This window comes from Pseudomonas sp. FW305-3-2-15-C-LB1 (assembly GCF_058787615.1).
On the sequence record NZ_JBYSZX010000009.1, the window covers coordinates 1 to 24611 of the forward strand.

General features: G+C 55.3%; 26 protein-coding genes and 4 tRNA genes. All 30 read left to right on the forward strand.

Annotated features, from left to right (window positions below; translation table 11 throughout):
• Window positions 1–175: 175 nt before the first annotated feature.
• Window positions 176–1135 (forward strand): bifunctional biotin--[acetyl-CoA-carboxylase] ligase/biotin operon repressor BirA, encoded by a 960-nt coding sequence (gene birA, locus AC3WP7_RS18070; protein WP_093125520.1) that lies wholly within the window; start codon window positions 176–178, stop codon window positions 1133–1135.
• Window positions 1125–1871, forward strand: a complete 747-nt coding sequence (locus AC3WP7_RS18075; RefSeq protein ID WP_092250506.1) for a pantothenate kinase — start codon at window positions 1125–1127, stop codon at window positions 1869–1871. The genes birA and AC3WP7_RS18075 overlap by 11 nt, the downstream gene beginning before the upstream one ends.
• A 7-nt stretch (window positions 1872–1878) precedes the next feature.
• Entirely contained in the window at window positions 1879–2325 is a 447-nt protein-coding gene (locus AC3WP7_RS18080; RefSeq protein ID WP_102592667.1) for a hypothetical protein, read from the forward strand.
• Between the two features lie 143 nt (window positions 2326–2468).
• Window positions 2469–2553 (forward strand) — tRNA-Tyr (locus tag AC3WP7_RS18085).
• A gap of 24 nt (window positions 2554–2577) precedes the next feature.
• Window positions 2578–2651 (forward strand) — tRNA-Gly (locus AC3WP7_RS18090).
• Window positions 2652–2676: 25 nt separating this feature from the next.
• Window positions 2677–2752, forward strand: a tRNA-Thr gene (locus tag AC3WP7_RS18095).
• Window positions 2753–2913: 161 nt separating this feature from the next.
• A tRNA-Trp gene (locus AC3WP7_RS18100) sits at window positions 2914–2989 on the forward strand.
• 45 nt (window positions 2990–3034) lie between these two features.
• A complete protein-coding gene (gene secE, locus AC3WP7_RS18105; RefSeq protein WP_071489830.1) occupies window positions 3035–3403 on the forward strand; it encodes a preprotein translocase subunit SecE in 369 nt (122 codons plus the stop codon).
• Between the two features lie 9 nt (window positions 3404–3412).
• Window positions 3413–3946, forward strand: a complete 534-nt coding sequence (nusG, locus tag AC3WP7_RS18110) for a transcription termination/antitermination protein NusG (RefSeq protein ID WP_003176436.1) — start codon at window positions 3413–3415, stop codon at window positions 3944–3946.
• A gap of 117 nt (window positions 3947–4063) precedes the next feature.
• Window positions 4064–4495 carry a 50S ribosomal protein L11 gene (rplK, locus tag AC3WP7_RS18115; protein ID WP_003176435.1) on the forward strand — a complete coding sequence of 144 codons (432 nt, stop codon included), beginning with the start codon at window positions 4064–4066 and terminating at the stop codon, window positions 4493–4495.
• Window positions 4495–5190, forward strand: coding sequence for a 50S ribosomal protein L1 (rplA, locus tag AC3WP7_RS18120; protein ID WP_003232403.1), 696 nt, complete (start codon window positions 4495–4497; stop codon window positions 5188–5190). The genes rplK and rplA overlap by 1 nt, the downstream gene beginning before the upstream one ends.
• A 200-nt stretch (window positions 5191–5390) precedes the next feature.
• Window positions 5391–5891: a 50S ribosomal protein L10 gene (gene rplJ / locus AC3WP7_RS18125; protein WP_016969477.1), complete on the forward strand. Its 501-nt coding sequence runs from the start codon at window positions 5391–5393 to the stop codon at window positions 5889–5891.
• 78 nt (window positions 5892–5969) lie between these two features.
• The gene (gene rplL, locus AC3WP7_RS18130) at window positions 5970–6335 is read left to right on the forward strand and encodes a 50S ribosomal protein L7/L12 (RefSeq protein ID WP_071489831.1); all 366 of its coding nucleotides are present in this window, start codon (window positions 5970–5972) and stop codon (window positions 6333–6335) included.
• A gap of 219 nt (window positions 6336–6554) precedes the next feature.
• Complete coding sequence (rpoB, locus tag AC3WP7_RS18135) at window positions 6555–10628, forward strand: DNA-directed RNA polymerase subunit beta (protein WP_010206926.1); 4074 nt, start codon at window positions 6555–6557, stop codon at window positions 10626–10628.
• 64 nt (window positions 10629–10692) lie between these two features.
• Window positions 10693–14892, forward strand: coding sequence for a DNA-directed RNA polymerase subunit beta' (gene rpoC / locus AC3WP7_RS18140; RefSeq protein ID WP_071489832.1), 4200 nt, complete (start codon window positions 10693–10695; stop codon window positions 14890–14892).
• Window positions 14893–15109: 217 nt separating this feature from the next.
• Complete coding sequence (gene rpsL / locus AC3WP7_RS18145) at window positions 15110–15481, forward strand: 30S ribosomal protein S12 (RefSeq protein ID WP_002555494.1); 372 nt, start codon at window positions 15110–15112, stop codon at window positions 15479–15481.
• Window positions 15482–15599: 118 nt separating this feature from the next.
• Complete coding sequence (gene rpsG / locus AC3WP7_RS18150; protein ID WP_002555493.1) at window positions 15600–16070, forward strand: 30S ribosomal protein S7; 471 nt, start codon at window positions 15600–15602, stop codon at window positions 16068–16070.
• 30 nt (window positions 16071–16100) lie between these two features.
• On the forward strand, window positions 16101–18206 hold the full coding sequence (gene fusA, locus AC3WP7_RS18155; RefSeq protein ID WP_010206921.1) for an elongation factor G: 2106 nt from the start codon (window positions 16101–16103) through the stop codon (window positions 18204–18206).
• A gap of 30 nt (window positions 18207–18236) precedes the next feature.
• Window positions 18237–19430 (forward strand): elongation factor Tu, encoded by a 1194-nt coding sequence (tuf, locus tag AC3WP7_RS18160; RefSeq protein ID WP_010206920.1) that lies wholly within the window; start codon window positions 18237–18239, stop codon window positions 19428–19430.
• A gap of 159 nt (window positions 19431–19589) precedes the next feature.
• Complete coding sequence (rpsJ, locus tag AC3WP7_RS18165; RefSeq protein ID WP_003186070.1) at window positions 19590–19901, forward strand: 30S ribosomal protein S10; 312 nt, start codon at window positions 19590–19592, stop codon at window positions 19899–19901.
• An 81-nt stretch (window positions 19902–19982) separates the two neighbouring features.
• On the forward strand, window positions 19983–20618 hold the full coding sequence (rplC, locus tag AC3WP7_RS18170) for a 50S ribosomal protein L3 (RefSeq protein ID WP_003194649.1): 636 nt from the start codon (window positions 19983–19985) through the stop codon (window positions 20616–20618).
• 12 nt (window positions 20619–20630) lie between these two features.
• The gene (gene rplD / locus AC3WP7_RS18175; RefSeq protein ID WP_003176424.1) at window positions 20631–21233 is read left to right on the forward strand and encodes a 50S ribosomal protein L4; all 603 of its coding nucleotides are present in this window, start codon (window positions 20631–20633) and stop codon (window positions 21231–21233) included.
• A complete protein-coding gene (gene rplW / locus AC3WP7_RS18180; RefSeq protein WP_002555488.1) occupies window positions 21230–21529 on the forward strand; it encodes a 50S ribosomal protein L23 in 300 nt (99 codons plus the stop codon). The genes rplD and rplW overlap by 4 nt, the downstream gene beginning before the upstream one ends.
• Window positions 21530–21543: 14 nt before the next feature.
• The gene (rplB, locus tag AC3WP7_RS18185; RefSeq protein WP_003186055.1) at window positions 21544–22368 is read left to right on the forward strand and encodes a 50S ribosomal protein L2; all 825 of its coding nucleotides are present in this window, start codon (window positions 21544–21546) and stop codon (window positions 22366–22368) included.
• 16 nt (window positions 22369–22384) lie between these two features.
• Window positions 22385–22660, forward strand: coding sequence for a 30S ribosomal protein S19 (gene rpsS / locus AC3WP7_RS18190; RefSeq protein ID WP_003232420.1), 276 nt, complete (start codon window positions 22385–22387; stop codon window positions 22658–22660).
• A gap of 11 nt (window positions 22661–22671) precedes the next feature.
• The gene (gene rplV / locus AC3WP7_RS18195) at window positions 22672–23004 is read left to right on the forward strand and encodes a 50S ribosomal protein L22 (protein ID WP_003103908.1); all 333 of its coding nucleotides are present in this window, start codon (window positions 22672–22674) and stop codon (window positions 23002–23004) included.
• A 13-nt stretch (window positions 23005–23017) separates the two neighbouring features.
• On the forward strand, window positions 23018–23704 hold the full coding sequence (gene rpsC, locus AC3WP7_RS18200) for a 30S ribosomal protein S3 (protein WP_003176422.1): 687 nt from the start codon (window positions 23018–23020) through the stop codon (window positions 23702–23704).
• A gap of 12 nt (window positions 23705–23716) precedes the next feature.
• The gene (rplP, locus tag AC3WP7_RS18205) at window positions 23717–24130 is read left to right on the forward strand and encodes a 50S ribosomal protein L16 (RefSeq protein ID WP_003176421.1); all 414 of its coding nucleotides are present in this window, start codon (window positions 23717–23719) and stop codon (window positions 24128–24130) included.
• Entirely contained in the window at window positions 24130–24321 is a 192-nt protein-coding gene (rpmC, locus tag AC3WP7_RS18210) for a 50S ribosomal protein L29 (RefSeq protein ID WP_002555481.1), read from the forward strand. Before rplP ends, rpmC begins: the two co-directional genes overlap by 1 nt.
• A 2-nt stretch (window positions 24322–24323) precedes the next feature.
• Entirely contained in the window at window positions 24324–24590 is a 267-nt protein-coding gene (rpsQ, locus tag AC3WP7_RS18215; RefSeq protein ID WP_003176419.1) for a 30S ribosomal protein S17, read from the forward strand.
• Window positions 24591–24611: the final 21 nt, after the last annotated feature.

Below are 24611 nucleotides of genomic sequence, written 5' to 3' on the forward strand. Positions count from 1 at the left end.
TAGGTCATCGTCAAGATTAAATTCCAGAACCCCTGATTGCTAACGCAGTCAGGGGTTTTGTTTTGGGCGGTCGGAAAGTGCGCTGAGTGTGGCCTCCAGCGCTAAAGTCCAGCCTTTCTATGCAATGACCCTGCGCATGGCTATCATGCGTGCCTCATTGTAAGGCGATGCTTGCATGCTGACGTTGTTGAAACTTCTGAAAGATGGCCGATTCCATTCCGGAGAAGCACTGGGTGCCGCCCTCGGCGTCAGTCGCAGTGCTGTATGGAAGCAGCTGCAGCACCTGGAGGCAGAGTTGAATCTGCCAATTCATAAGGTGCGAGGCAAGGGGTATCAGCTGGCATCCCCATTGGTGTTCTTGAGTGCTGAAGAGATTTCGCGGAGTGCGCCATCGCTGAGATGGCCCGTTCATATCTCCGACTCCATTGACTCCACTAATGCTGAAGCTTTGCGGCTGGTAGACGCTGGATGCGCGGCGCCGTTCCTGGTGCTCGCGGAGCAGCAAACTGCGGGAAGAGGTAGGAGAGGGCGAAAGTGGGTCAGTCCGTTCGCGCAAAACGTTTATTACAGCCTCGTATTGCGTATTGAGGCGGGTCTGCGCCAACTGGAGGGACTAAGCCTGGTTGTGGGTTTGGCGGTCGTGCAGGCCTTGCGCGAGTCTGGTGTTCAGGGCCTGGCCTTGAAGTGGCCGAACGATGTTTTGGTAGGGCAGAAGAAAATTGCTGGAATTTTGCTGGAATTGGTAGGTGATCCCGCGGATATCTGCCACGTGGTCCTGGGAATAGGTATCAACGTGAATATGCAGAGGGCTGACGAGGTCGATCAACAATGGACCTCGGTGCAGCTTGAGACGGGGGTTCAGGTGGATCGCAACCTTCTGGTGTCGCAACTGGGGCGGCAGCTGCAAGGCTACCTTGAGCGGCATCGGGAAGGCGGTTTTGTCGCGCTTCAGGGAGAGTGGGAGCAAAATCACGCTTGGCAGGGCCGGCCGGTCTCCCTTATCGCGGGTGTCCACCAGGTCGATGGGGTTGTGCTGGGTGTAGATCGCCAAGGGGCATTGCGCTTGAGTGTTGATGGCGTTGAGAAAGTATACAGTGGTGGTGAGTTAAGCCTGAGGTTGCGTGATGATTCTTGAGCTCGACTGTGGGAATAGCTTTATCAAATGGCGTGTACTTGCTGATAGCCCCAGTGCCTCGTCGGAGGGGGTGGTTGGTTCGGACCTGGCTTTGATTGAAAGCCTGTTGGCCCTTCCTGGATTGTTGCTGACGCGCTGTCGCTTGGTGAGCGTTCGTGCGCTGGAAGAAACAAGCAAGTTGGTCGCGGCTCTGCATGAGGCGTTCGGTATTACTGTTTCGTGCGCTGCTCCCGCGCGTGAAATGGGCGGAGTGCGCAACGGTTACGAAGATTTCGAGCGTCTCGGCCTTGACCGCTGGTTGGCGATGCTAGGTGGATTCAAGCTCGCGCGAGGCGCTTGCCTGGTGCTTGATTTTGGTACGGCAGCCACAGCGGATTTCATTGCGGCCGATGGCGAGCACTTGGGCGGTTTCATTTGCCCGGGTATGCCTCTCATGCGCAACCAACTGCGCACTCACACGCGTAAAATACGCTACGACGACGCAGCTGCTGAAAGGGCGCTTGAGCGCCTCTCCCCTGGCCGTACGACCGTCGAGGCAGTGGAGCGCGGCTGCACACTGATGCTGAGAGGGTTTGTACTCACTCAGTTAGAGTTGGCGCGAAGCTACTGGGGTGATGACTTCATCGTGTTCCTGACTGGGGGGGACGCTGATTTAGTGGCTGATGCAGTGCCGCAGGCGCGGCTCGTGCCCGATCTGGTGTTTGTCGGTTTGGCGATGGCTTGTCCTTTGTCCTGAGGTGGTTATGCGTTGGTTGTTTTTGCTTTTACTTGTCCTCAACGCCTTCTATTACATTTGGCATCAGCAAGAAGCGCCGCTGCGCGCCAAGGATGTCACGCCTCTAAGCCTGTACAGGGGAGCGCAGCAGGATATTCGGCTTCTCAGCGAATCTTCTGATGCCGTGGTGCGCAGAGACCGCGTAAAAGCATCTGAAGCGCAAAATACTTGCTTGTACATCGGTGGTTTTGCGGATCAGCGTCAAGCACAGTCTGTTGAGCAGCGGCTCACAAGTCTGGATATAAAGGTCAAGCTTCTATTGCTCAATACTACAGACGCCTCCGGCTATTGGCTTCGAGTAGCCCCTGAAAGCCGACGCCTGGCTGACGATCTGCCCTTTGAAAACCTTGCTAAGGATTTCAATGAGTTAAAACATAAAATAATGTTGTGCGAAGGCGTTGCAACTCTCGAATAGTTTGCATAGAATGGCGCCCGCTTCGCAGTGAAGACCTTCTAGGCCTACAGTGTGAAGCGAAGGTCAATGCAGCTAACCTCATATTTTTAAATGAGAAAATGCTTGACAGAAGGTCGGCGTAATGTAAAATGCCGGCTCGCTTAGGAGGGGTTCCCGAGCGGCCAAAGGGATCAGACTGTAAATCTGACGTCTACGACTTCGAAGGTTCGAATCCTTCCCCCTCCACCATTTTTAGCGTGAGCTGCAAGCTCCGCGGGTATAGTTTAGTGGTAGAACCTCAGCCTTCCAAGCTGATGATGCGGGTTCGATTCCCGCTACCCGCTCCAAGTTTGCAGGTTGTGCAGGTGTTTTGCTCTTGTAGCTCAGTTGGTAGAGCACACCCTTGGTAAGGGTGAGGTCAGCGGTTCAAATCCGCTCAAGAGCTCCATATAACAAGGCAGATATGAAAATATCTGCCTTTGTTTTAACAGCTGCCTCGGCTTGAAGGTGTTGAGTCTGGCGTTATTGCCAGGTGATTTCAGGTCTAGTGGGGTTGGTTGTTGTAAAGTCTTTTTCGGGCCTGCATAATGGTCGGCCTGATTTTGTTTTAGGTCAGTAGCTCAATTGGCAGAGCGACGGTCTCCAAAACCGTAGGTTGGGGGTTCGATTCCCTCCTGACCTGCCAGATTCACGTGGTGTGTCTGGCTTTCTTTTCACAGGATCTTCATAGATGACTCCTAAGGCTGAAGCTCAAAGCTCTCGTTTCGATCTGGTCAAGTGGCTCGCTGTAGTCGCCTTGGTGGTCGTAGGCGTTGTTGGCAATCAGTACTACTCTGCTTCGCCGATCCTGTACCGCGTGCTCGCATTGCTTGCCCTAGCTGCTGTGGCTGCCTTTGTGGGCCTACAGACCGCCAAAGGCAAATCTTTCGCGATCCTGGTAAAGGAAGCTCGCACCGAAATTCGTAAAGTCGTTTGGCCGACTCGCCAAGAAACCACGCAGACCACGTTGATCGTTGTGGCTGTTGTTCTGGTTATGGCGTTGCTGTTGTGGGGTCTTGATTCCCTGCTCGGCTGGCTTGTTTCCTTGATTGTTGGCTAAGGGTGTCCCGTGGCTAAGCGTTGGTACGTTGTTCATGCTTACTCGGGTTACGAGAAGCATGTTATGCGCTCTTTGCTGGAGCGCGTAAAGCTGGCAGGCATGGAAGATGGCTTCGGCGAAATTCTGGTTCCCACTGAAGAAGTGGTTGAAATGCGGAATGGTCAGAAGCGCAAAAGCGAACGCAAGTTCTTCCCTGGCTATGTGCTGGTTCAGATGGACATGAATGAAGGTACTTGGCACTTGGTCAAGGACACTCCTCGTGTCATGGGTTTCATTGGCGGTACCGCTGATAAGCCTGCTCCTATCACCGACAAAGAGGCAGAAGCGATTCTGCGCCGCGTTGCTGATGGTAGCGACAAGCCTAAGCCGAAGACGCTTTTCGAGCCGGGTGAGGTTGTTCGTGTCACAGATGGTCCGTTTGCTGATTTCAACGGTACTGTCGAAGAAGTTAACTACGAAAAGAGCCGGATCCAAGTGGCAGTGCTCATTTTCGGTCGCTCTACTCCGGTAGAGCTGGAGTTCAGCCAGGTCGAGAAGGTCTAGCTGAGCAAGCATCCCAACCCCGCAGCCTTAGGCTGTGGGGTTTTGTCGTCACTGGGATAAACGCGCAAGTAACCGGGGAGCCTTTCGAGGCGTTTGAACCCGTAATTGGAGTGCCTCATGGCCAAGAAGATTACCGCTTACATCAAGCTGCAAGTGAAGGCCGCTCAGGCCAACCCTAGCCCACCCGTCGGTCCAGCTCTGGGTCAGCACGGCGTGAACATCATGGAATTCTGCAAGGCCTTCAACGCCCGTACTCAGGGTCTTGAGCCAGGTCTGCCGACTCCAGTGATCATCACTGTATACAGCGACCGTAGCTTCACTTTCGAAACCAAGTCGACTCCGGCTTCGGTTCTGTTGAAGAAAGCTGCTGGTCTGACTAGCGGTTCCGCTCGTCCTAACACCGTTAAGGTTGGCACCGTAACTCGTGCTCAGCTGGAAGAAATCGCGAAAACCAAAAACGCGGATCTGACTGCAGCTGATATGGATGCAGCCGTGCGTACCATCGCCGGTTCTGCTCGTAGCATGGGCCTTAACGTGGAGGGTGTGTAATGGCTAAGCTGACCAAGCGCCAAAAGGCTATCGCCGGCAAAATCGAAGCAGGCAAGGCCTACAATTTTGTAGACGCCGCTGCCCTGCTGACCGAGCTGTCGACTGTCAAGTTCAGCGAGTCTGTTGACGTTGCTGTAAACCTGGGTGTTGACCCACGTAAATCCGACCAGGTCGTTCGTAGCGCTACTGTGCTGCCACACGGTACTGGCAAGACTGTACGTGTAGCTGTCTTCACCCAAGGCCCAGCAGCTGAAGCTGCTCTGGCCGCTGGCGCTGACCGCGTTGGCATGGACGACCTGGCTGCCGAAATGAAAGGCGGCGACCTGAACTACGACGTAGTTATTGCATCCCCGGATGCAATGCGCGTTGTAGGTCAGTTGGGTCAGATCCTGGGTCCACGTGGTCTGATGCCTAACCCGAAAGTCGGTACCGTAACGCCAGACGTAGCCACCGCGGTTAAAAACGCCAAGGCTGGTCAGGTTCGTTATCGCACCGACAAAAACGGCATCATTCACACCTCCGTTGGCAAAGTCGGCTTCGATGCCGTCAAGCTGAAGGAAAACGTTGAAGCCCTGATCGCTGATCTGAAGCGTATCAAGCCAGCTTCTTCGAAAGGTATCTACGTCAAGCGCGTTACCCTGAGCACTACTATGGGCCCAGGTCTGGTCATCGACCAAGGCTCACTGGACGTATAAGACACAGATTGGTGCGAGCGATCGCGCCAATTGAAAAAAATTGGGGTCCCTGCCTGGCGGGGGCTATCCAAGACCGTAGGCGACGCAAGTCTTAAACCACAAGCCTACGCAGATGGTGCTCCCGGTTCCTTACCGAATCAGACACCAAAACGACATCCGGCTCCGGCCAGATGAAACGGTAACAAGCAGGAGTTAAACCCGTGGCAATTAATCTCGAAGACAAGAAGGCCATCGTCGCTGAAGTCAACGAGGCTGCCAAAGCTGCTCTGTCCGCTGTCGTGGCTGATGCCCGTGGTGTGACAGTAGGCGCTATGACCGGACTCCGTAAAGAGGCTCGTGAAGCTGGCGTATACGTACGTGTTGTACGTAACACCCTGCTCAAGCGCGCTGTTGCTGACACTGAATACAGTGTCCTCAACGACGTGTTCACCGGCCCGACTCTGATCGCGTTCTCCAAGGAACATCCAGGCGCTGCTGCCCGTTTGTTCAAGGAATTCGCCAAGAGTCAGGATAAGTTCGAGATCAAGGCAGCTGCGTTCGAGGGCAAGTTCCTCGCAGCTAACCAAATCGACGTACTGGCAACACTGCCGACCCGCGACGAAGCCATTTCGCAGCTGATGAGCGTGATTCAAGGCGCTACCAGCAAGCTGGCTCGTACTCTGGCCGCAGTTCGCGAGCAAAAAGAAGCTGCCGCAGCCTAAGGCTGAGCGACTTCTCTCGCGTATTTTTGTTTATTTCGATGGCCGAGTAGGCCGTCCCCCAATTCAGGAAATACAGCAATGTCTATCTCCCAAGACGATATCCTCAACGCCGTAGCTGAAATGTCGGTTCTGCAGGTTGTTGAGCTGATCAAAGCTTTCGAAGAAAAATTCGGCGTTTCCGCTGCCGCTGCTTCCGCTGGCCCAGCTGTTGCTGCTGTTGCTGCTGAAGAGCAAACCGAATTCAACGTCATGCTGGTAGAAGCTGGCGAGAAGAAAGTAAACGTGATCAAGGCAGTACGTGAACTGACCGGTCTGGGCCTGAAAGAAGCCAAGGCTGTAGTTGACGGCGCTCCTGCCCAGGTTCTGGAAGCAGTGTCGAAAGACGCCGCTGACAAAGCTAAAGCAGTGCTGGAAGAAGCAGGCGCTAAAGTCGAGCTGAAGTAAGCATCGACCTTGCGTCTCCAGCCCAAGCGTTAAGCTGAAGGCTGATGGCTGGTGGCTCTTGCCACCGGCCTTTTTCCGTTCTTGGCTGTCGACTCGGTCGCCGCCACTAACGCGCTGTAACCACCCGATGCGGTGGTGCAAACCATGGGGTTTGCAAGATTTTCTGGCTGCTCCCGTCGGAGGGGCCAAACAAGCAGGTGACCAAGCTGGGGAACGCTGATGGCTTACTCATATACTGAGAAAAAACGTATCCGCAAGGACTTTAGCAAGTTGCCGGACGTCATGGATGTCCCGTACCTTCTGGCTATCCAGCTGGATTCGTATCGTGAATTCTTGCAGGCGGGAGCGACCAAAGATCAGTTCCGCGACGTGGGCCTGCATGCGGCCTTCAAATCCGTTTTCCCGATCATCAGCTACTCCGGCAATGCTGCGCTGGAGTACGTCGGTTATCGCCTGGGCGAACCGGCATTTGATGTCAAAGAATGCGTGTTGCGCGGTGTTACGTACGCCGTACCTTTGCGGGTAAAAGTCCGTCTGATCATTTTCGACAAAGAATCGTCGAACAAAGCGATCAAGGACATCAAAGAGCAAGAAGTCTACATGGGCGAAATCCCATTGATGACCGAGAACGGTACCTTCGTTATCAATGGTACCGAGCGTGTGATCGTTTCCCAGCTGCACCGTTCCCCGGGCGTGTTCTTCGACCACGACCGCGGCAAGACGCACAGCTCCGGCAAGCTCCTGTACTCCGCGCGGATCATTCCGTACCGTGGTTCGTGGTTGGACTTCGAGTTCGACCCGAAAGACTGCGTGTTCGTGCGTATCGACCGTCGTCGCAAGCTGCCGGCCTCGGTACTGCTGCGCGCGCTCGGCTACACCACTGAGCAAGTGCTGGACGCTTTCTATACCACCAACGTGTTCAGCCTGAAGGATGAAACCCTCAAGCTGGAGCTGATCGCTTCGCGTCTGCGTGGTGAAATTGCCGTCCTGGACATCCAGGATGAAAAAGGCAAGGTCATTGTTGAAGCTGGCCGCCGTATCACTGCGCGCCACATCAACCAGATCGAAAAAGCCGGTATCAAAGAGCTGGAAGTGCCTCTGGACTACGTCCTGGGTCGTACTACCGCCAAGGTCATCGTTCACCCGGCTACAGGCGAAATCCTGGCTGAGTGCAACACCGAGCTGAACACCGAGATCCTGGCCAAAATCGCCAAGGCTCAGGTAGTTCGCATCGAGACCCTGTACACCAACGACATCGACTGCGGTCCGTTCATCTCCGACACGCTGAAGATCGACTCCACCAGCAACCAATTGGAAGCGCTGGTCGAGATCTATCGCATGATGCGTCCGGGCGAGCCACCAACCAAAGACGCTGCCGAGACCCTGTTCAACAACCTGTTCTTCAGCCCTGAGCGCTATGACCTGTCTGCGGTCGGCCGGATGAAGTTCAACCGTCGTATCGGTCGTACCGAGATCGAAGGTTCGGGCGTGCTGTGCAAGGAAGACATCGTCGCGGTACTGAAGACCCTGGTCGACATCCGTAACGGCAAAGGCATCGTCGATGACATCGACCACCTGGGTAACCGTCGTGTTCGCTGTGTAGGCGAAATGGCCGAGAACCAGTTCCGCGTTGGCCTGGTACGTGTTGAACGTGCGGTCAAAGAGCGTCTGTCGATGGCTGAAAGCGAAGGCCTGATGCCGCAAGACCTGATCAACGCCAAGCCAGTAGCTGCGGCGGTGAAAGAGTTCTTCGGTTCCAGCCAGCTGTCCCAGTTCATGGACCAGAACAACCCGCTCTCCGAGATCACCCACAAGCGCCGTGTCTCCGCACTGGGCCCGGGCGGTCTGACCCGTGAGCGTGCCGGCTTTGAAGTGCGTGACGTACACCCGACGCACTACGGCCGTGTTTGCCCGATCGAAACGCCGGAAGGTCCGAACATCGGTCTGATCAACTCCCTGGCCGCTTATGCGCGCACCAACCAATACGGCTTCCTCGAGAGCCCGTACCGTGTGGTGAAAGACGCTTTGGTCACCGACGAGATCGTTTTCCTGTCCGCCATCGAAGAAGCTGATCACGTGATCGCCCAGGCTTCGGCCACGATGAATGACAAGAAAGTCCTGGTCGACGAGCTGGTAGCTGTTCGTCACTTGAACGAGTTCACCGTCAAGGCGCCGGAAGACGTCACCTTGATGGACGTTTCGCCGAAGCAGGTAGTTTCGGTAGCAGCGTCGCTGATCCCGTTCCTGGAGCACGATGACGCCAACCGTGCGTTGATGGGTTCCAACATGCAGCGTCAAGCTGTACCGACCCTGCGCGCTGACAAGCCGCTGGTAGGTACCGGCATGGAGCGTAACGTAGCCCGTGACTCCGGCGTTTGCGTCGTGGCTCGCCGTGGCGGCGTAATCGACTCCGTTGATGCCAGCCGTATCGTGGTTCGTGTTGCCGATGACGAAGTTGAAACTGGCGAAGCCGGTGTCGACATCTACAACCTGACCAAATACACCCGCTCGAACCAGAACACCTGCATCAACCAGCGTCCGCTGGTGAGCAAGGGTGATCGCGTTCAGCGTAGCGACATCATGGCCGACGGCCCGTCCACCGACATGGGTGAACTGGCGCTTGGTCAGAACATGCGCATCGCGTTCATGGCATGGAACGGCTTCAACTTCGAAGACTCCATCTGCTTGTCCGAGCGTGTTGTTCAAGAAGACCGTTTCACCACGATCCACATTCAGGAACTGACCTGTGTTGCCCGTGACACCAAGCTTGGCCCAGAGGAAATCACTGCAGACATCCCGAACGTGGGTGAAGCTGCACTGAACAAGCTGGACGAAGCCGGTATCGTCTACGTAGGTGCTGAAGTAGGCGCAGGTGACATCCTGGTCGGTAAGGTCACTCCGAAAGGCGAGACCCAGCTGACTCCGGAAGAGAAGCTGCTGCGTGCCATCTTCGGTGAAAAAGCCAGCGACGTTAAAGACACCTCCCTGCGCGTACCTACCGGTACCAAAGGTACTGTCATCGACGTACAGGTCTTCACCCGTGACGGCGTCGAGCGTGATGCTCGTGCACTGTCCATCGAGAAGACCCAGCTCGACGAGATCCGCAAGGATCTGAACGAAGAGTTCCGTATCGTTGAAGGCGCGACTTTCGAACGTCTGCGTTCCGCCCTGGTAGGCCATAAGGCTGAAGGCGGCGCAGGTCTGAAGAAGGGTCAGGACATCACCGACGAAATCCTCGACGGTCTTGAGCACGGCCAGTGGTTCAAACTGCGTATGGCTGAAGATGCTCTGAACGAGCAGCTCGAGAAGGCCCAGGCCTACATCGTTGATCGCCGCCGTCTGCTGGACGACAAGTTCGAAGACAAGAAGCGCAAACTGCAGCAGGGCGATGACCTGGCTCCTGGCGTGCTGAAGATCGTCAAGGTTTACCTGGCAATCCGTCGCCGCATCCAGCCGGGCGACAAGATGGCCGGTCGTCACGGTAACAAAGGTGTGGTCTCCGTGATCATGCCGGTTGAAGACATGCCGCACGATGCCAATGGCACCCCGGTCGACGTCGTCCTCAACCCGTTGGGCGTACCTTCGCGTATGAACGTTGGTCAGATCCTTGAAACCCACCTGGGCCTCGCGGCCAAAGGGCTGGGCGAGAAGATCAACCGTATGATCGAGGAGCAGCGCAAGGTCGCTGACCTGCGTAAGTTCCTGCACGAGATCTACAACGAGATCGGCGGTCGCAACGAAGAGCTGGACACCTTCTCTGACCAGGAAATCCTGGATCTGGCGAAGAACCTGCGCGGCGGTGTTCCAATGGCTACCCCGGTGTTCGACGGTGCCAAGGAAAGCGAAATCAAGGCCATGCTCAAACTGGCGGATCTGCCAGAAAGCGGCCAGATGCAGCTGTTCGACGGCCGTACCGGCAACAAGTTCGAGCGTCCGGTTACTGTTGGCTACATGTACATGCTGAAGCTGAACCACTTGGTAGACGACAAGATGCACGCTCGTTCTACCGGTTCGTACAGCCTGGTTACCCAGCAGCCGCTGGGTGGTAAGGCTCAGTTCGGTGGTCAGCGTTTCGGGGAGATGGAGGTCTGGGCACTGGAAGCATACGGTGCTGCTTACACTCTGCAAGAAATGCTCACAGTGAAGTCGGACGATGTGAACGGTCGGACCAAGATGTACAAAAACATCGTGGACGGCGATCACCGTATGGAGCCGGGCATGCCCGAGTCCTTCAACGTGTTGATCAAAGAAATTCGTTCCCTCGGCATCGATATCGATCTGGAAACCGAATAACACGTGACGCGAATCGAGAGCGGGGCAGTGATGCCCGCTCTCTGCTCCGCCAGGAGGAAAGGCCTTGAAAGACCTACTGAATTTGCTGAAAAACCAGGGTCAAGTCGAAGAGTTCGACGCCATCCGTATTGGGTTGGCATCGCCTGAGATGATCCGTTCGTGGTCGTTCGGTGAAGTTAAAAAGCCGGAAACCATCAACTACCGTACGTTCAAACCTGAGCGTGACGGCCTGTTCTGCGCCAAGATCTTTGGCCCGGTAAAGGATTACGAGTGCCTGTGCGGTAAGTACAAGCGCTTGAAGCACCGTGGTGTGATCTGCGAGAAGTGCGGCGTTGAAGTTGCACTGGCCAAGGTTCGTCGTGAGCGCATGGCGCACATCGAACTGGCTTCGCCGGTTGCCCACATCTGGTTCCTGAAATCGCTGCCGTCCCGTATCGGCTTGCTGATGGACATGACCCTGCGTGATATCGAGCGCGTTCTCTACTTCGAGAGCTATGTCGTTATCGATCCAGGCATGACCACCCTTGAAAAAGGTCAGCTGCTGAACGACGAGCAGTACTTCGAAGCGCTGGAAGAATTCGGTGACGATTTCGATGCTCGCATGGGTGCCGAAGCTGTCCGCGAACTGCTGCACGCTATCGACCTGGAGCACGAGATTGGCCGTCTGCGTGAAGAAATTCCGCAAACCAACTCCGAAACCAAGATCAAGAAGCTGTCCAAGCGTCTGAAGTTGATGGAAGCCTTTCAGGGTTCCGGCAACTTGCCAGAGTGGATGGTGCTGACCGTTCTGCCGGTTCTGCCGCCTGACCTGCGTCCACTGGTACCGTTGGATGGTGGTCGTTTCGCGACTTCCGACCTCAACGACCTGTACCGTCGCGTGATCAACCGTAACAACCGCTTGAAGCGCCTGCTTGATCTGTCCGCTCCGGACATCATCGTGCGCAACGAAAAGCGTATGTTGCAAGAAGCTGTCGATGCCTTGCTCGACAACGGTCGCCGTGGCCGCGCTATCACCGGTTCCAACAAGCGTCCTCTGAAATCCCTGGCTGACATGATCAAGGGTAAGCAAGGTCGTTTCCGTCAGAACCTGCTCGGTAAGCGTGTTGACTACTCTGGTCGTTCGGTAATTACCGTAGGCCCGACCCTGCGTCTGCACCAGTGCGGTCTGCCTAAGAAGATGGCACTTGAGCTGTTCAAGCCATTCATCTTCGGCAAGCTGGAAATGCGCGGTCTCGCGACCACCATCAAAGCGGCCAAGAAAATGGTCGAGCGCGAACTGCCAGAGGTTTGGGACGTTCTCGCTGAGGTGATCCGCGAACACCCGGTTCTCCTCAACCGTGCACCGACCCTTCACCGTCTGGGTATCCAGGCGTTTGAACCGGTACTGATCGAAGGTAAGGCTATCCAGCTGCACCCGTTGGTCTGTGCTGCGTACAACGCCGACTTCGACGGCGACCAAATGGCCGTGCACGTACCGCTGACACTGGAAGCCCAGTTGGAAGCGCGTGCATTGATGATGTCGACCAACAACATTCTGTCGCCAGCCAACGGTGAGCCAATCATCGTTCCGTCGCAGGACGTTGTATTGGGTCTGTACTACATGACGCGTGAAGCGATCAACGCCAAGGGCGAAGGTCGTGTGTTCGCTGACCTGCAAGAAGTTGACCGTGTGTTCCGTGCCGGCGAAGCCGCATTGCACGCCAAGGTCAAAGTGCGGATCAACGAAACCGTCAACGACCGTGACGGCGGCAGCGTGACCAACACTCGTATCGTCGACACCACTGTCGGCCGTGCGCTGTTGTATCAAGTTGTGCCAAAAGGTCTGTCGTACGACGTCGTCAACCTGCCGATGAAGAAAAAGGCGATCTCCAAGTTGATCAACCAGTGCTACCGCGTGGTTGGTTTGAAAGAGACCGTGATCTTCGCTGACCAGTTGATGTATACCGGTTTTGCTTACTCGACCATTTCCGGCGTTTCCATCGGCGTTAACGACTTTGTTATCCCGGATGAAAAAGCCCGCATCATCGGCGCTGCCACCGAAGAAGTGAAAGAAATCGAAAGCCAGTACGCCTCCGGCCTGGTAACCCAGGGTGAGAAGTACAACAAGGTAATCGACCTTTGGTCCAAGGCGAACGATGAAGTTTCCAAGGCGATGATGGCCAACCTCTCGAAAGAGAAAGTCATCGACCGTCATGGCGACGAAGTTGACCAAGAGTCCTTCAACTCGATGTACATGATGGCCGACTCGGGCGCACGGGGTTCTGCTGCGCAGATCCGTCAGCTCGCCGGTATGCGTGGCCTGATGGCCAAGCCGGACGGTTCCATCATCGAAACGCCGATTACTGCGAACTTCCGTGAAGGTTTGAGCGTACTTCAGTACTTCATCTCGACTCACGGTGCTCGTAAGGGTCTTGCGGATACCGCGTTGAAAACCGCTAACTCCGGTTACCTGACTCGCCGTCTGGTAGACGTTGCACAAGATCTGGTTGTAACCGAGATCGATTGTGGTACCGAGCACGGCCTGCTGATGACGCCGCACATTGAAGGCGGTGACGTTGTAGAGCCGTTGGGTGAGCGCGTATTGGGTCGTGTTATTGCCCGTGACGTGTTCAAGCCAGGCACCGAGGAAGTTATCGTTCCTGCCGGCACCCTGGTAGACGAGAAGTGGGTCGAGTTCATCGAACTCAACAGCATCGACGAAGTGATCGTTCGCTCGCCGATCAGCTGCGAAACCCGCTACGGCATCTGCGCCAAGTGCTACGGCCGTGACTTGGCTCGTGGTCACCAGGTGAACATCGGTGAAGCGGTCGGCGTTATCGCTGCCCAGTCCATCGGTGAGCCGGGTACCCAGCTGACGATGCGTACGTTCCACATCGGTGGTGCGGCAAGCCGGACCTCCGCAGCCGACAGCGTTCAGGTGAAGAATGGCGGTACTGTCCGCCTGCACAACCTGAAGCACGTAGAGCGAGTGGATGGCCACCTGGTTGCCGTGTCCCGTTCCGGTGAGCTGGCAATCGCTGATGACTACGGTCGTGAGCGTGAGCGTTACAAGCTGCCGTACGGTGCTGTGATTTCGGTTAAAGAAGGTGACAAGGTCGACGCTGGCGCAATCGTGGCCAAGTGGGACCCGCACACTCACCCAATCGTTACCGAAATGAAAGGTACCGTGACCTACGTGGGCATGGAAGAAGGCATCACGATCAAGCGTCAGACTGACGAATTGACCGGTATGACCAACATTGAAGTACTCGACGCGAAAGATCGTCCAGCTGCCGGTAAAGACATCCGTCCTGCCGTGAAGATGGTCGATGACAACGGCAAGGACTTGTTGCTGCCAGGCACTGACGTAATCGCTCAGTACTTCCTGCCAGCCAACGCCCTGGTCGGTGTAGCGGATGGTGCGAAGATCGCGATCGGTGATGTTATCGCGCGTATCCCGCAAGAAACTTCGAAAACCCGTGACATCACCGGTGGTCTGCCGCGTGTTGCCGACTTGTTCGAAGCTCGTCGTCCGAAAGAAGCGTCGATTCTGGCTGAAGTCAGCGGCACCATCGCGTTCGGTAAAGAGACCAAGGGCAAGCGCCGTCTGGTCATTACTCCGAACGACGGTAGTGATCCGTATGAAGAGCTGATTCCGAAGTGGCGTCACCTGAACGTGTTCGAAGGCGAACAGGTAAACCGCGGCGAAGTTATCTCCGACGGCCCGAGCGATCCACACGACATCCTGCGTCTGCTGGGTGTGAGTGCGCTGGCCAAGTACATCGTTAACGAGATCCAGGACGTTTACCGCCTGCAAGGCGTGAAGATCAACGATAAGCACATCGAGACCATCCTGCGTCAGATGCTGCGTAAAGTTGAAATCGCTGAATCCGGCGATTCCAGTTTCATCAAGGGCGACCAGATGGAACTGACTCACGTGCTGGTGGAAAACGAGCGCTTGGCGACCGAAGACAAATTCGTGTCCAAGTTCACTCGCGTGCTGCTGGGTATCACCAAGGCGTCGTTGTCGACTGAATCGTTCATCTCGGCGGCCTCCTTCCAGGAGACCACTCGCGTACTGACCGAAGCAGCGGTAACCGGCAAGCGCGATTACCTGCGCGGCCTGAAAGAAAACGTGGTTGTGGGTCGTCTGATCCCGGCCGGTACCGGTTTGGCTTACCACAGCGAGCGTAAACGCCGCCGTGATGCTGACAAGCCGTTGCGCGTAAGCGCCAGTGAAGTGGAAGCTGCACTGACCGAAGCGCTGAACTCCAGCGGTAACTGAGTTCTGCGATAAATAAGTCCGGGCCCTGGTAGCCCCCATTCGTCGGATCGAGGCAGTTTTGTCCCGGTTCGATGAGAGGGGATGTCGGGGCCTTGCCTTGACTGGGGGCAAGATCCTCTTTAGACTCTTGTACCCCTAAATTTGGCGGGAATTCGTTCCTGCCATTTTGCTTTTCTTGCAAGACAATAGCGTCGCAAGACAACAGTGGAGCTAGTAGATGGCAACTATCAACCAGCTGGTACGTCAGCCGCGTAAGCGTATCGTCGAGAAATCCGACGTGCCTGCGCTGCAGAACTGCCCGCAACGTCGTGGCGTATGCACTCGCGTGTATACCACTACGCCGAAAAAACCTAACTCGGCACTGCGTAAAGTATGCCGTGTGCGCCTGACCAACGGTTTCGAGGTTTCCTCGTACATCGGTGGTGAAGGTCACAACCTGCAAGAGCACAGCGTGGTACTGATCCGCGGCGGTCGTGTAAAAGACTTGCCAGGTGTTCGTTATCACACCGTTCGCGGCTCCTTGGATACTTCCGGCGTTAAAGGTCGTAACCAGGGTCGTTCGAAGTACGGTACCAAGAAGCCTAAGTAGTAGCGGCTTTTTGTAACACTGAATCATCTTATTTTCTGAGTCGATAAGAGTAAGGTCGGAGGCGTCCCGAAAGGGCACCGATTCCGAGCGAACCTGAAGACCGTTTGAGGGCTTATCCATGCCAAGAAGACGCGTAGCAGCCAAGCGCGAAGTGCTTGACGATCCAAAATACGGAAGCCAAATTCTGGCCAAGTTCATGAACCACGTGATGGAGAGCGGCAAGAAAGCCGTTGCCGAGCGTATCGTTTATGGCGCGCTGGAAAAGGTTAAAGAACGCAAGAACAGCGACCCCCTGGAAATCTTCGAGAAAGCTCTCGACGCCATCGCTCCGCTGGTCGAAGTGAAGTCGCGCCGTGTAGGCGGTGCTACTTACCAGGTTCCGGTTGAAGTTCGTCCGTCCCGTCGTAACGCTCTGGCAATGCGCTGGTTGGTAGACTTCGCCCGTAAGCGCGGCGAGAAGTCTATGGCTCTGCGTTTGGCCGGCGAGCTGTTGGACGCTGCTGAAGGTAAAGGTGCTGCTGTTAAGAAGCGTGAAGACGTGCACCGTATGGCTGAAGCTAACAAAGCTTTCTCGCACTACCGCTTCTAATCTTAGCTTCACTAATTTTGCGAGGGCTTTATGGCTCGTACTACTCCGATTAGCCGCTACCGTAACATCGGTATCGTTGCACACGTGGATGCTGGTAAAACCACCACCACCGAGCGCGTACTGTTTTACACCGGCAAAAGTCACAAAATGGGCGAGGTGCATGACGGCGCCGCGACCACAGACTGGATGGTTCAGGAGCAGGAGCGTGGTATTACCATTACTTCTGCTGCTATTACCGCCTTCTGGAAAGGTTCCGAGAAGCAGTACAAAGACGAGCATCGCTTCAACGTAATCGATACCCCAGGCCACGTAGACTTCACCATTGAAGTTGAGCGTTCCCTGCGTGTACTCGACGGTGCTGTCGTTGTGTTCTGCGGTACTTCGGGTGTTGAGCCTCAGTCGGAAACCGTATGGCGTCAAGCCAACAAATACGGCGTTCCACGTCTTGTTTACGTAAACAAGATGGACCGTGCTGGCGCCAACTTCCTTCGCGTGATCGGTCAGATCAAACAGCGTCTGGGTCACACCCCGGTGCCAATCCAGTTGGCTATCGGTTCCGAAGACAACTTCCAGGGTCAGATCGATCTGATCAATATGGAAGCGGTTTACTGGAATGACTCCGACAAAGGCATGGTGCCTGTTCGCAAGCCTATCCCTGCAGAACTGCAGGAGCTGGCTGACGAGTGGCGCAACAACATGGTTGAGGCTGCGGCCGAAGCCAGCGAAGAGCTGATGAACAAGTACCTCGAGGGTGAAGAGCTCACCAACGTGGAAATCAAGGCTGCTCTGCGTCAGCGTACTATCGCTGGTGAGATCGTCCTGGCTGTTTGTGGTTCTTCCTTCAAGAACAAGGGTGTTCCCCTGGTTCTCGACGCCGTTATCGACTACCTGCCGGCTCCAACCGACATTCCTGCTATCAAGGGTACTAACCCTGATAACGAGGAAGAAGAAATGGAGCGTCACGCCGATGACAGCGAGCCGTTCTCGGCTCTGGCGTTCAAGATCGCAACCGACCCATTCGTGGGTACTTTGACCTTCGTCCGCGTTTACTCGGGCGTGTTGGCCTCCGGCGACGGCGTGATCAACTCGGTTAAAGGCAAGAAAGAGCGCGTGGGTCGTATGGTGCAAATGCACGCAAACGCCCGTGAAGAGATCAAGGAAGTACGCGCTGGTGACATCGCGGCCCTGATCGGCATGAAGGACGTCACCACGGGCGAGACTTTGTGCGACGCTGCCAAGCCAATCATCCTGGTTCGCATGGACTTCCCGGAGCCGGTTATTTCGGTTGCCGTAGAGCCTAAGACCAAGGATGACCAGGAAAAAATGGGTATCGCTCTGGGCAAGCTTGCTCAGGAAGATCCATCTTTCCGCGTCAAGACTGATGAAGAGACTGGTCAAACGATCATCTCCGGCATGGGCGAGCTGCACCTGGACATCCTGGTTGACCGGATGCGCCGTGAGTTCAACGTCGAAGCCAACATCGGTAAGCCTCAGGTTTCCTATCGTGAGCGCATCACGAAGAACTGTGAAATCGAAGGCAAGTTCGTTCGTCAGTCCGGCGGTCGTGGTCAGTTCGGTCACTGCTGGATCCGTTTTGCTCCTGCTGACGAAGGTCAGGAAGGTCTGCAATTCGTGAACGAAGTGGTAGGTGGTGTGGTTCCTAAGGAATACATCCCTGCTATCCAGAAGGGTATCGAAGAGCAGATGAAGAACGGTGTTGTTGCCGGCTATCCGCTGATCGGCCTGAAAGCAACCGTTTTTGACGGTTCTTACCACGACGTCGACTCCAACGAGATGGCGTTTAAGGTGGCTGCTTCCATGGCAACCAAGCAACTGGCCCAGAAGGGCGGTGGTGAGTTGCTTGAGCCAATCATGGCGGTAGAAGTTGTTACACCTGAAGACTATATGGGTGATGTCATGGGCGACCTTAACCGTCGTCGCGGCATGATCTTGGGTATGGAAGACACGGTTTCCGGCAAAGTGATTCGCGCCGAGGTTCCGTTGGGTGAGATGTTCGGTTACGCGACCGACGTTCGCTCCATGTCCCAGGGTCGCGCAAGCTACTCTATGGAATTCAAAAAATACAACACAGCTCCGGCGCACATCGCTGAAACTGTATCCAAAAAACAAGGCTGATTCAGTCCTTTAGGCAAGGAGTTAATTGTCGTGGCTAAAGAAAAATTTGATCGTTCCCTACCGCACGTAAACGTTGGCACCATCGGCCACGTTGACCACGGTAAAACCACTCTGACCGCTGCTCTGACTCGCGTCTGCTCCGAAGTTTTCGGTTCGGCTCGTGTTGACTTCGACAAGATCGACAGCGCACCAGAAGAAAAAGCTCGTGGTATCACCATCAACACCGCTCACGTTGAGTACAACTCGACTATTCGTCACTACGCTCACGTTGACTGCCCAGGTCACGCTGACTACGTGAAGAACATGATCACTGGTGCTGCCCAGATGGACGGCGCGATCCTGGTTTGCTCGGCCGCTGATGGTCCGATGCCACAAACCCGTGAACACATCCTGCTGTCCCGTCAGGTAGGCGTTCCGTACATCGTGGTTTTCCTGAACAAGGCTGACCTGGTAGACGACGCTGAGCTGCTGGAACTGGTTGAGATGGAAGTGCGCGATCTGCTGAGCACTTACGACTTCCCAGGTGACGACACTCCGATCATCATCGGTTCTGCTCGTATGGCTCTGGAAGGCAAAGACGACAACGAAATGGGCACCACTGCCGTTCGTAAACTGGTTGAGACTCTGGACAGCTACATCCCAGAACCAGTTCGTCTGACCGACAAGCCGTTCCTGATGCCAATCGAAGACGTATTCTCGATCTCCGGTCGCGGTACTGTTGTGACTGGTCGTATCGAGCGCGGTATCGTTCGCGTTCAAGATCCACTGGAAATCGTTGGTCTGCGTGACACTACCGTCACCACCTGCACCGGTGTTGAAATGTTCCGTAAGCTGCTCGACGAAGGTCGTGCTGGCGAGAACTGCGGCGTTCTGCTGCGTGGTACCAAGCGTGACGACGTTGAGCGTGGCCAGGTTCTGGTTAAACCAGGTTCGGTTAAGCCTCACACCAAGTTCACCGCAGAAGTTTACGTTCTGAGCAAGGAAGAAGGCGGTCGTCACACTCCGTTCTTCAAAGGCTACCGTCCACAGTTCTACTTCCGTACTACTGACGTGACCGGTAACTGCGAACTGCCAGAAGGCGTTGAAATGGTAATGCCAGGCGATAACATTCAAATGACTGTTACCCTGATCAAAACCATCGCAATGGAAGACGGTCTGCGCTTCGCTATCCGTGAAGGCGGCCGTACCGTTGGTGCTGGCGTTGTAGCTAAAATCATCGAGTAATCATCTCTTCTGAGATAGCTCGGTTTTTTTGAGAAGGCCCCCGCTTAGCGGGGGCCTTTTTTATTGGGTTGACACCCATCGGGGGCGTCTATAGAATTGCGCCTCCTTTTAACGGGCGCATTGCGCCCGGTGGGAATAGCAGCCGGAGTCTGAAATCCAATGCAAAATCAGCAAATCCGTATCAGGTTGAAGGCTTTTGACCATCGCCTGATCGACCAATCCACCCAGGAAATCGTGGAAACCGCGAAACGTACTGGTGCTCAAGTGCGTGGTCCAATTCCACTGCCTACCCGTAAAGAGCGGTTCACCGTTCTGGTCTCCCCGCACGTCAACAAAGACGCGCGTGACCAGTACGAGATCCGTACTCATAAGCGCGTACTGGACATCGTCCAGCCAACGGATAAAACCGTTGATGCACTTATGAAGCTCGATCTGGCGGCCGGTGTGGAAGTACAGATCAGCCTCGGCTAAGACTCGGGTCTTAGTCGTGTAACGCTCTGAAATGGGCGGCCATAGCGGGTGAAAGCCCCGTACACTCATGAGGTTTACAACATGACTATTGGTGTAGTCGGTCGTAAATGCGGTATGACCCGTATTTTCACCGAAGAAGGTGTCTCCATTCCGGTCACGGTCATTGAGATCGAGCCGAATCGCGTCACCCAGTTCAAAACTGAAGAAACCGATGGCTATCGTGCAGTGCAAGTCACTGTCGGCGAGCGTCGTGCTTCGCGTGTGACTGCTGCTCAAGCAGGCCACTTCGCTAAAGCAAACGTTGCAGCTGGTCGCACCGTTATGGAGTTCCGTCTTGAAGACGGCGACTACCAGGCTGGCGATCTGATCAACGCTGAAATCTTCGCTGCTGGTCAACTGGTTGATGTAACCGGTCAGTCCAAAGGTAAAGGCTTCCAGGGTACGATCAAGCGTTGGAATTTCCGTGGACAAGACAACACTCACGGTAACTCCGTTTCCCACCGCGTCCCGGGCTCTATTGGCCAGTGCCAGACTCCTGGTCGTGTATTCAAGGGCAAAAAAATGTCCGGTCATATGGGCGCTGAGCGCGTGACCGTGCAGTCCCTCGAAGTAGTGCGCGTCGACGCTGAACGCAATCTGTTGTTGGTCAAGGGTGCTGTTCCTGGCGCTACTGGCGGCAACCTGGTTGTACGTCCAGCGGCCAAGGCTCGCGGTTAAGGGGAAGCTGACATGCAATTAAATGTAAATGACGCTCAAGCGATCGAAGTTTCCGAACTGACATTTGGCGGCGAATTCAACGAGACGCTGGTTCACCAAGCAGTCGTGGCCTACATGGCCGGCGGCCGTCAAGGTAGCAAGCAGCAAAAGACCCGTTCCGACGTACGTGGTGGCGGTAAGCGCCCTTGGCGTCAGAAAGGTACTGGCCGTGCTCGTGCCGGTACTATCCGTAGCCCAATCTGGCGTGGCGGCGGTACCACTTTCGCAGCTCGTCCGCAGGATCACTCGCAGAAGCTCAACAAGAAGATGTACCGCGCAGCTCTGCGCTCCATCCTTGCTGAACTCGTGCGTACTGACCGTCTGGTCGTGGTTCAGGACTTCGCTGTTGAAAGCCCGAAAACCAAAGATCTGCTGGGCAAACTGAACAACATGAGCCTGACCGACGTTTTGATCGTGTCGGAAGCTGTTGATCAGAACCTGTACCTGGCTGCTCGCAACCTGCCACACGTTGATGTACGTGACGTGCAAGGTTCCGATCCAGTTAGTCTGATCGCATACGACAAGGTGTTGATCACCGTGTCGGCCGTGAAGAAATTCGAGGAGCTGCTGGGATGAACCAGGAACGCGTATTTAAAGTTCTGCTTGGCCCGCACGTTTCCGAAAAGGCTACGGTTCTGGCAGACAAGAAAGGCCAGTTCGTTTTCAAGGTTGCAACTGACGCAACCAAGCTGGAAATCAAGAAGGCCGTCGAAAGCCTGTTCAGCGTGAAAGTAGAGCGTGTTACTACCCTGAATGTTCTGGGTAAGAGCAAGCGCACTGCTCGCGGTCTGGGCAAGCGTAATGACTGGAAGAAGGCAGTTATCTCCCTTCAGCCAGGCCAAGATCTCGATTTCAGCAGCAGTGCTGAGTAAGGAAGGGGTGCATCATGGCAATCGTTAAATGCAAACCGACTTCCCCTGGCCGCCGTTTTGTGGTCAAGGTGGTCAACCAGGAGCTGCATAAAGGCGCTCCTCACGCACCGCTGCTCGAGAAAAAATCGAAGTCTGGTGGTCGTAACAACAATGGTCGCATTACCACTCGTCACATCGGTGGTGGCCATAAGCAGCATTATCGTCTGGTCGACTTCCGTCGCAACGACAAAGATGGCATCGCTGCCACTGTCGAGCGCATCGAATACGATCCAAACCGTACTGCTCACATCGCTCTGCTGTTGTACGCAGATGGCGAGCGTCGCTACATCATCGCCCCTAAAGGCGTGAGCGCTGGCGACCAGCTGATCGCAGGTGCCCTGGCACCGATCAAGCCGGGCAACGCTCTGCAACTGCGCAACATTCCAGTTGGTAGCACCGTACACGGCATCGAATTGAAGCCAGGTAAAGGCGCGCAAATCGCTCGTTCCGCTGGTGCTTCGGCTCAGCTGATCGCTCGTGAAGGTGTCTACGTGACCCTGCGTCTGCGTTCTGGTGAGATGCGTAAAGTGCTGGCTGAATGCCGCGCGACCCTGGGCGAAGTCTCGAACTCCGAGCACAGCCTGCGTTCGCTGGGTAAAGCTGGTGCCAAACGCTGGCGTGGCGTTCGCCCAACCGTTCGTGGTGTTGCCATGAACCCGGTTGACCACCCACACGGTGGTGGTGAAGGTCGTACCTCTGGTGGTCGTCATCCGGTATCGCCATGGGGCTTCCCGACTAAGGGCGCGAAGACTCGTGGTAATAAGCGTACCGACAAAATGATCGTCCGTCGTCGCAAGTAAATAGAGGGATACGACAGTGCCACGTTCTCTGAAAAAAGGTCCTTTTATTGATCTTCACCTACTGAAGAAGATCGAAGTGGCGGCGGAAAAGAACGATCGCAAACCAGTTAAGACCTGGTCGCGTCGTTCGATGATCCTGCCACAAATGGTCGGTCTGACCATCGCTGTACACAACGGTCGCTTGCACGTCCCAGTTCTCGTGAACGAAGACATGGTCGGCCACAAACTAGGCGAGTTTGCCGGTACCCGCACTTATCGTGGGCACGTGGCAGACAAGAAAGCCAAGCGTTAAGGGGTAAGGAAATGGAAGTAGCCGCTAAGTTGTCGGGCGCTCGAATCTCCGCCCAGAAAGCCCGCTTGGTCGCCGACCAGATCCGCGGGAAGAAGGTGGGCGAAGCGCTCAACCTGTTGGCTTTCAGCAGTAAGAAAGCCGCCGAGATCATGAAGAAAGTGCTGGAGTCGGCCGTAGCCAACGCCGAGCATAACGAAGGCGCAGACGTTGATGACCTGAAGGTCAGCACCGTTTTCGTCAACGAAGGGCGTTCGCTGAAGCGCATCATGCCACGTGCCAAAGGCCGTGCTGATCGCATCGTCAAGCGGTCTTGCCATATCACTGTCAAGGTTGCTGACAAGTAACGGAGTCGAAGAGATGGGTCAGAAAGTACATCCCATTGGCATTCGCCTGGGAATCGTCAAGGAGCACACCTCCGTCTGGTACGCAGACGGTCGGACTTATGCGGACTACTTGTTCGCTGATCTGAAGGTGCGTGAGTATCTCCAAGACAAACTAAAAAGCGCGTCCGTAAGCCGTATCGATATCCATCGTCCGGCGCAAACTGCACGTATCACCATCCACACCGCTCGTCCAGGTATCGTTATCGGGAAGAAAGGTGAAGATGTTGAGAAACTGCGTCAGGACCTGACCAAGCAAATGGGTGTGCCTGTGCACATCAATATCGAAGAGATCCGCAAGCCGGAGCTCGACGGTATGCTGGTTGCGCAGAGCGTAGCTCAGCAGCTGGAGCGTCGCGTAATGTTCCGTCGCGCTATGAAGCGCGCTGTACAGAACGCCATGCGCATTGGTGCCAAAGGCATCAAAATCCAAGTGAGCGGTCGTCTCGGCGGTGCTGAAATCGCACGTACTGAATGGTATCGCGAAGGTCGTGTGCCACTGCACACCCTGCGTGCCGACATCGACTATGCCAACTACGAAGCTCACACCACTTACGGTGTGATCGGTGTAAAGGTTTGGATCTTCAAAGGCGAAGTAATTGGTGGTCGCCAAGAAGAACTGAAACCACAAGCACCAGCGCCTCGTAAAAAAGCTGCTAAGTAAGGGGTACGCCAAATGTTGCAACCTAAGCGTACGAAGTTCCGCAAGCAGATGACAGGCCACAACCGTGGTCTGGCTCAGCGCGGTAGCAAAGTCAGCTTCGGCGAGTTCGCGCTGAAGTCTGTAGCTCGTGGTCGTCTCACCGCTCGTCAGATCGAGTCAGCGCGTCGTGCTCTGACCCGTCACGTAAAACGTGGCGGCAAGATCTGGATCCGTGTATTCCCGGACAAGCCGATCTCCAAAAAACCTCTCGAGGTTCGGATGGGTAAAGGTAAGGGTAACGTGGAGTACTGGGTAGCCCAGATTCAGCCAGGCAAAGTCCTGTATGAAATCGAGGGTGTTTCTGAAGAGCTGGCGCGTGAGGCTTTCGCCCTGGCTGCTGCAAAGCTGCCGCTCGCCACCTCCTTTGTTAAACGGACGGTGATGTGATGAAAGCGAATGAACTTCGTGAAAAATCCGCACAGCAGCTGAACGAGCAACTGCTCGGCCTGCTGCGCGACCAGTTCAATCTGCGTATGCAGAAAGCAACTGGCCAGTTGGGGCAGTCTCATCTGCTCTCGCAAGTTAAGCGTGACATCGCTCGCGTGAAGACTGTGCTCAACCAGCAGGCAGGTAAGTGATCATGGCTGAAGCCGAAAAGACTGTCCGTACGCTGACTGGCCGTGTTGTCAGCGACAAGATGGACAAAACCATCACCGTTCTGATCGAGCGTCGCGTTAAGCACCCGATCTACGGTAAATATGTTAAGCGTTCGACTAAGCTGCACGCGCACGACGAAACCAATCAGTGCCACATCGGCGACAAAGTCACTATTCGTGAAACTCGTCCGCTGGCCAAGACCAAGTCTTGGGCACTGGTTGATGTTCTCGAACGCGCTGTGGAAGTCTAAGGACTAGGGGTCGGAGAAATT

Bases quoted from the DNA above. Each gene is read 5' to 3' on its own strand.
- birA (WP_093125520.1), top strand. From the start codon at position 176: ATGCTGACGTTGTTGAAACTTCTGAAAGATGGCCGATTCCATTCCGGA.
- AC3WP7_RS18075 (WP_092250506.1), top strand. From the start codon at position 1,125: ATGATTCTTGAGCTCGACTGTGGGAATAGCTTTATCAAATGGCGTGTA.
- AC3WP7_RS18080 (WP_102592667.1), top strand. From the start codon at position 1,879: ATGCGTTGGTTGTTTTTGCTTTTACTTGTCCTCAACGCCTTCTATTAC.
- secE (WP_071489830.1), top strand. From the start codon at position 3,035: ATGACTCCTAAGGCTGAAGCTCAAAGCTCTCGTTTCGATCTGGTCAAG.
- rplK (WP_003176435.1), top strand. From the start codon at position 4,064: ATGGCCAAGAAGATTACCGCTTACATCAAGCTGCAAGTGAAGGCCGCT.
- rplA (WP_003232403.1), top strand. From the start codon at position 4,495: ATGGCTAAGCTGACCAAGCGCCAAAAGGCTATCGCCGGCAAAATCGAA.
- rplL (WP_071489831.1), top strand. From the start codon at position 5,970: ATGTCTATCTCCCAAGACGATATCCTCAACGCCGTAGCTGAAATGTCG.
- rpoB (WP_010206926.1), top strand. From the start codon at position 6,555: ATGGCTTACTCATATACTGAGAAAAAACGTATCCGCAAGGACTTTAGC.
- rpsL (WP_002555494.1), top strand. From the start codon at position 15,110: ATGGCAACTATCAACCAGCTGGTACGTCAGCCGCGTAAGCGTATCGTC.
- rpsG (WP_002555493.1), top strand. From the start codon at position 15,600: ATGCCAAGAAGACGCGTAGCAGCCAAGCGCGAAGTGCTTGACGATCCA.
- fusA (WP_010206921.1), top strand. From the start codon at position 16,101: ATGGCTCGTACTACTCCGATTAGCCGCTACCGTAACATCGGTATCGTT.
- rpsJ (WP_003186070.1), top strand. From the start codon at position 19,590: ATGCAAAATCAGCAAATCCGTATCAGGTTGAAGGCTTTTGACCATCGC.
- rplC (WP_003194649.1), top strand. From the start codon at position 19,983: ATGACTATTGGTGTAGTCGGTCGTAAATGCGGTATGACCCGTATTTTC.
- rplD (WP_003176424.1), top strand. From the start codon at position 20,631: ATGCAATTAAATGTAAATGACGCTCAAGCGATCGAAGTTTCCGAACTG.
- rplW (WP_002555488.1), top strand. From the start codon at position 21,230: ATGAACCAGGAACGCGTATTTAAAGTTCTGCTTGGCCCGCACGTTTCC.
- rplB (WP_003186055.1), top strand. From the start codon at position 21,544: ATGGCAATCGTTAAATGCAAACCGACTTCCCCTGGCCGCCGTTTTGTG.
- rplV (WP_003103908.1), top strand. From the start codon at position 22,672: ATGGAAGTAGCCGCTAAGTTGTCGGGCGCTCGAATCTCCGCCCAGAAA.
- rpsC (WP_003176422.1), top strand. From the start codon at position 23,018: ATGGGTCAGAAAGTACATCCCATTGGCATTCGCCTGGGAATCGTCAAG.
- rplP (WP_003176421.1), top strand. From the start codon at position 23,717: ATGTTGCAACCTAAGCGTACGAAGTTCCGCAAGCAGATGACAGGCCAC.
- rpmC (WP_002555481.1), top strand. From the start codon at position 24,130: ATGAAAGCGAATGAACTTCGTGAAAAATCCGCACAGCAGCTGAACGAG.
- rpsQ (WP_003176419.1), top strand. From the start codon at position 24,324: ATGGCTGAAGCCGAAAAGACTGTCCGTACGCTGACTGGCCGTGTTGTC.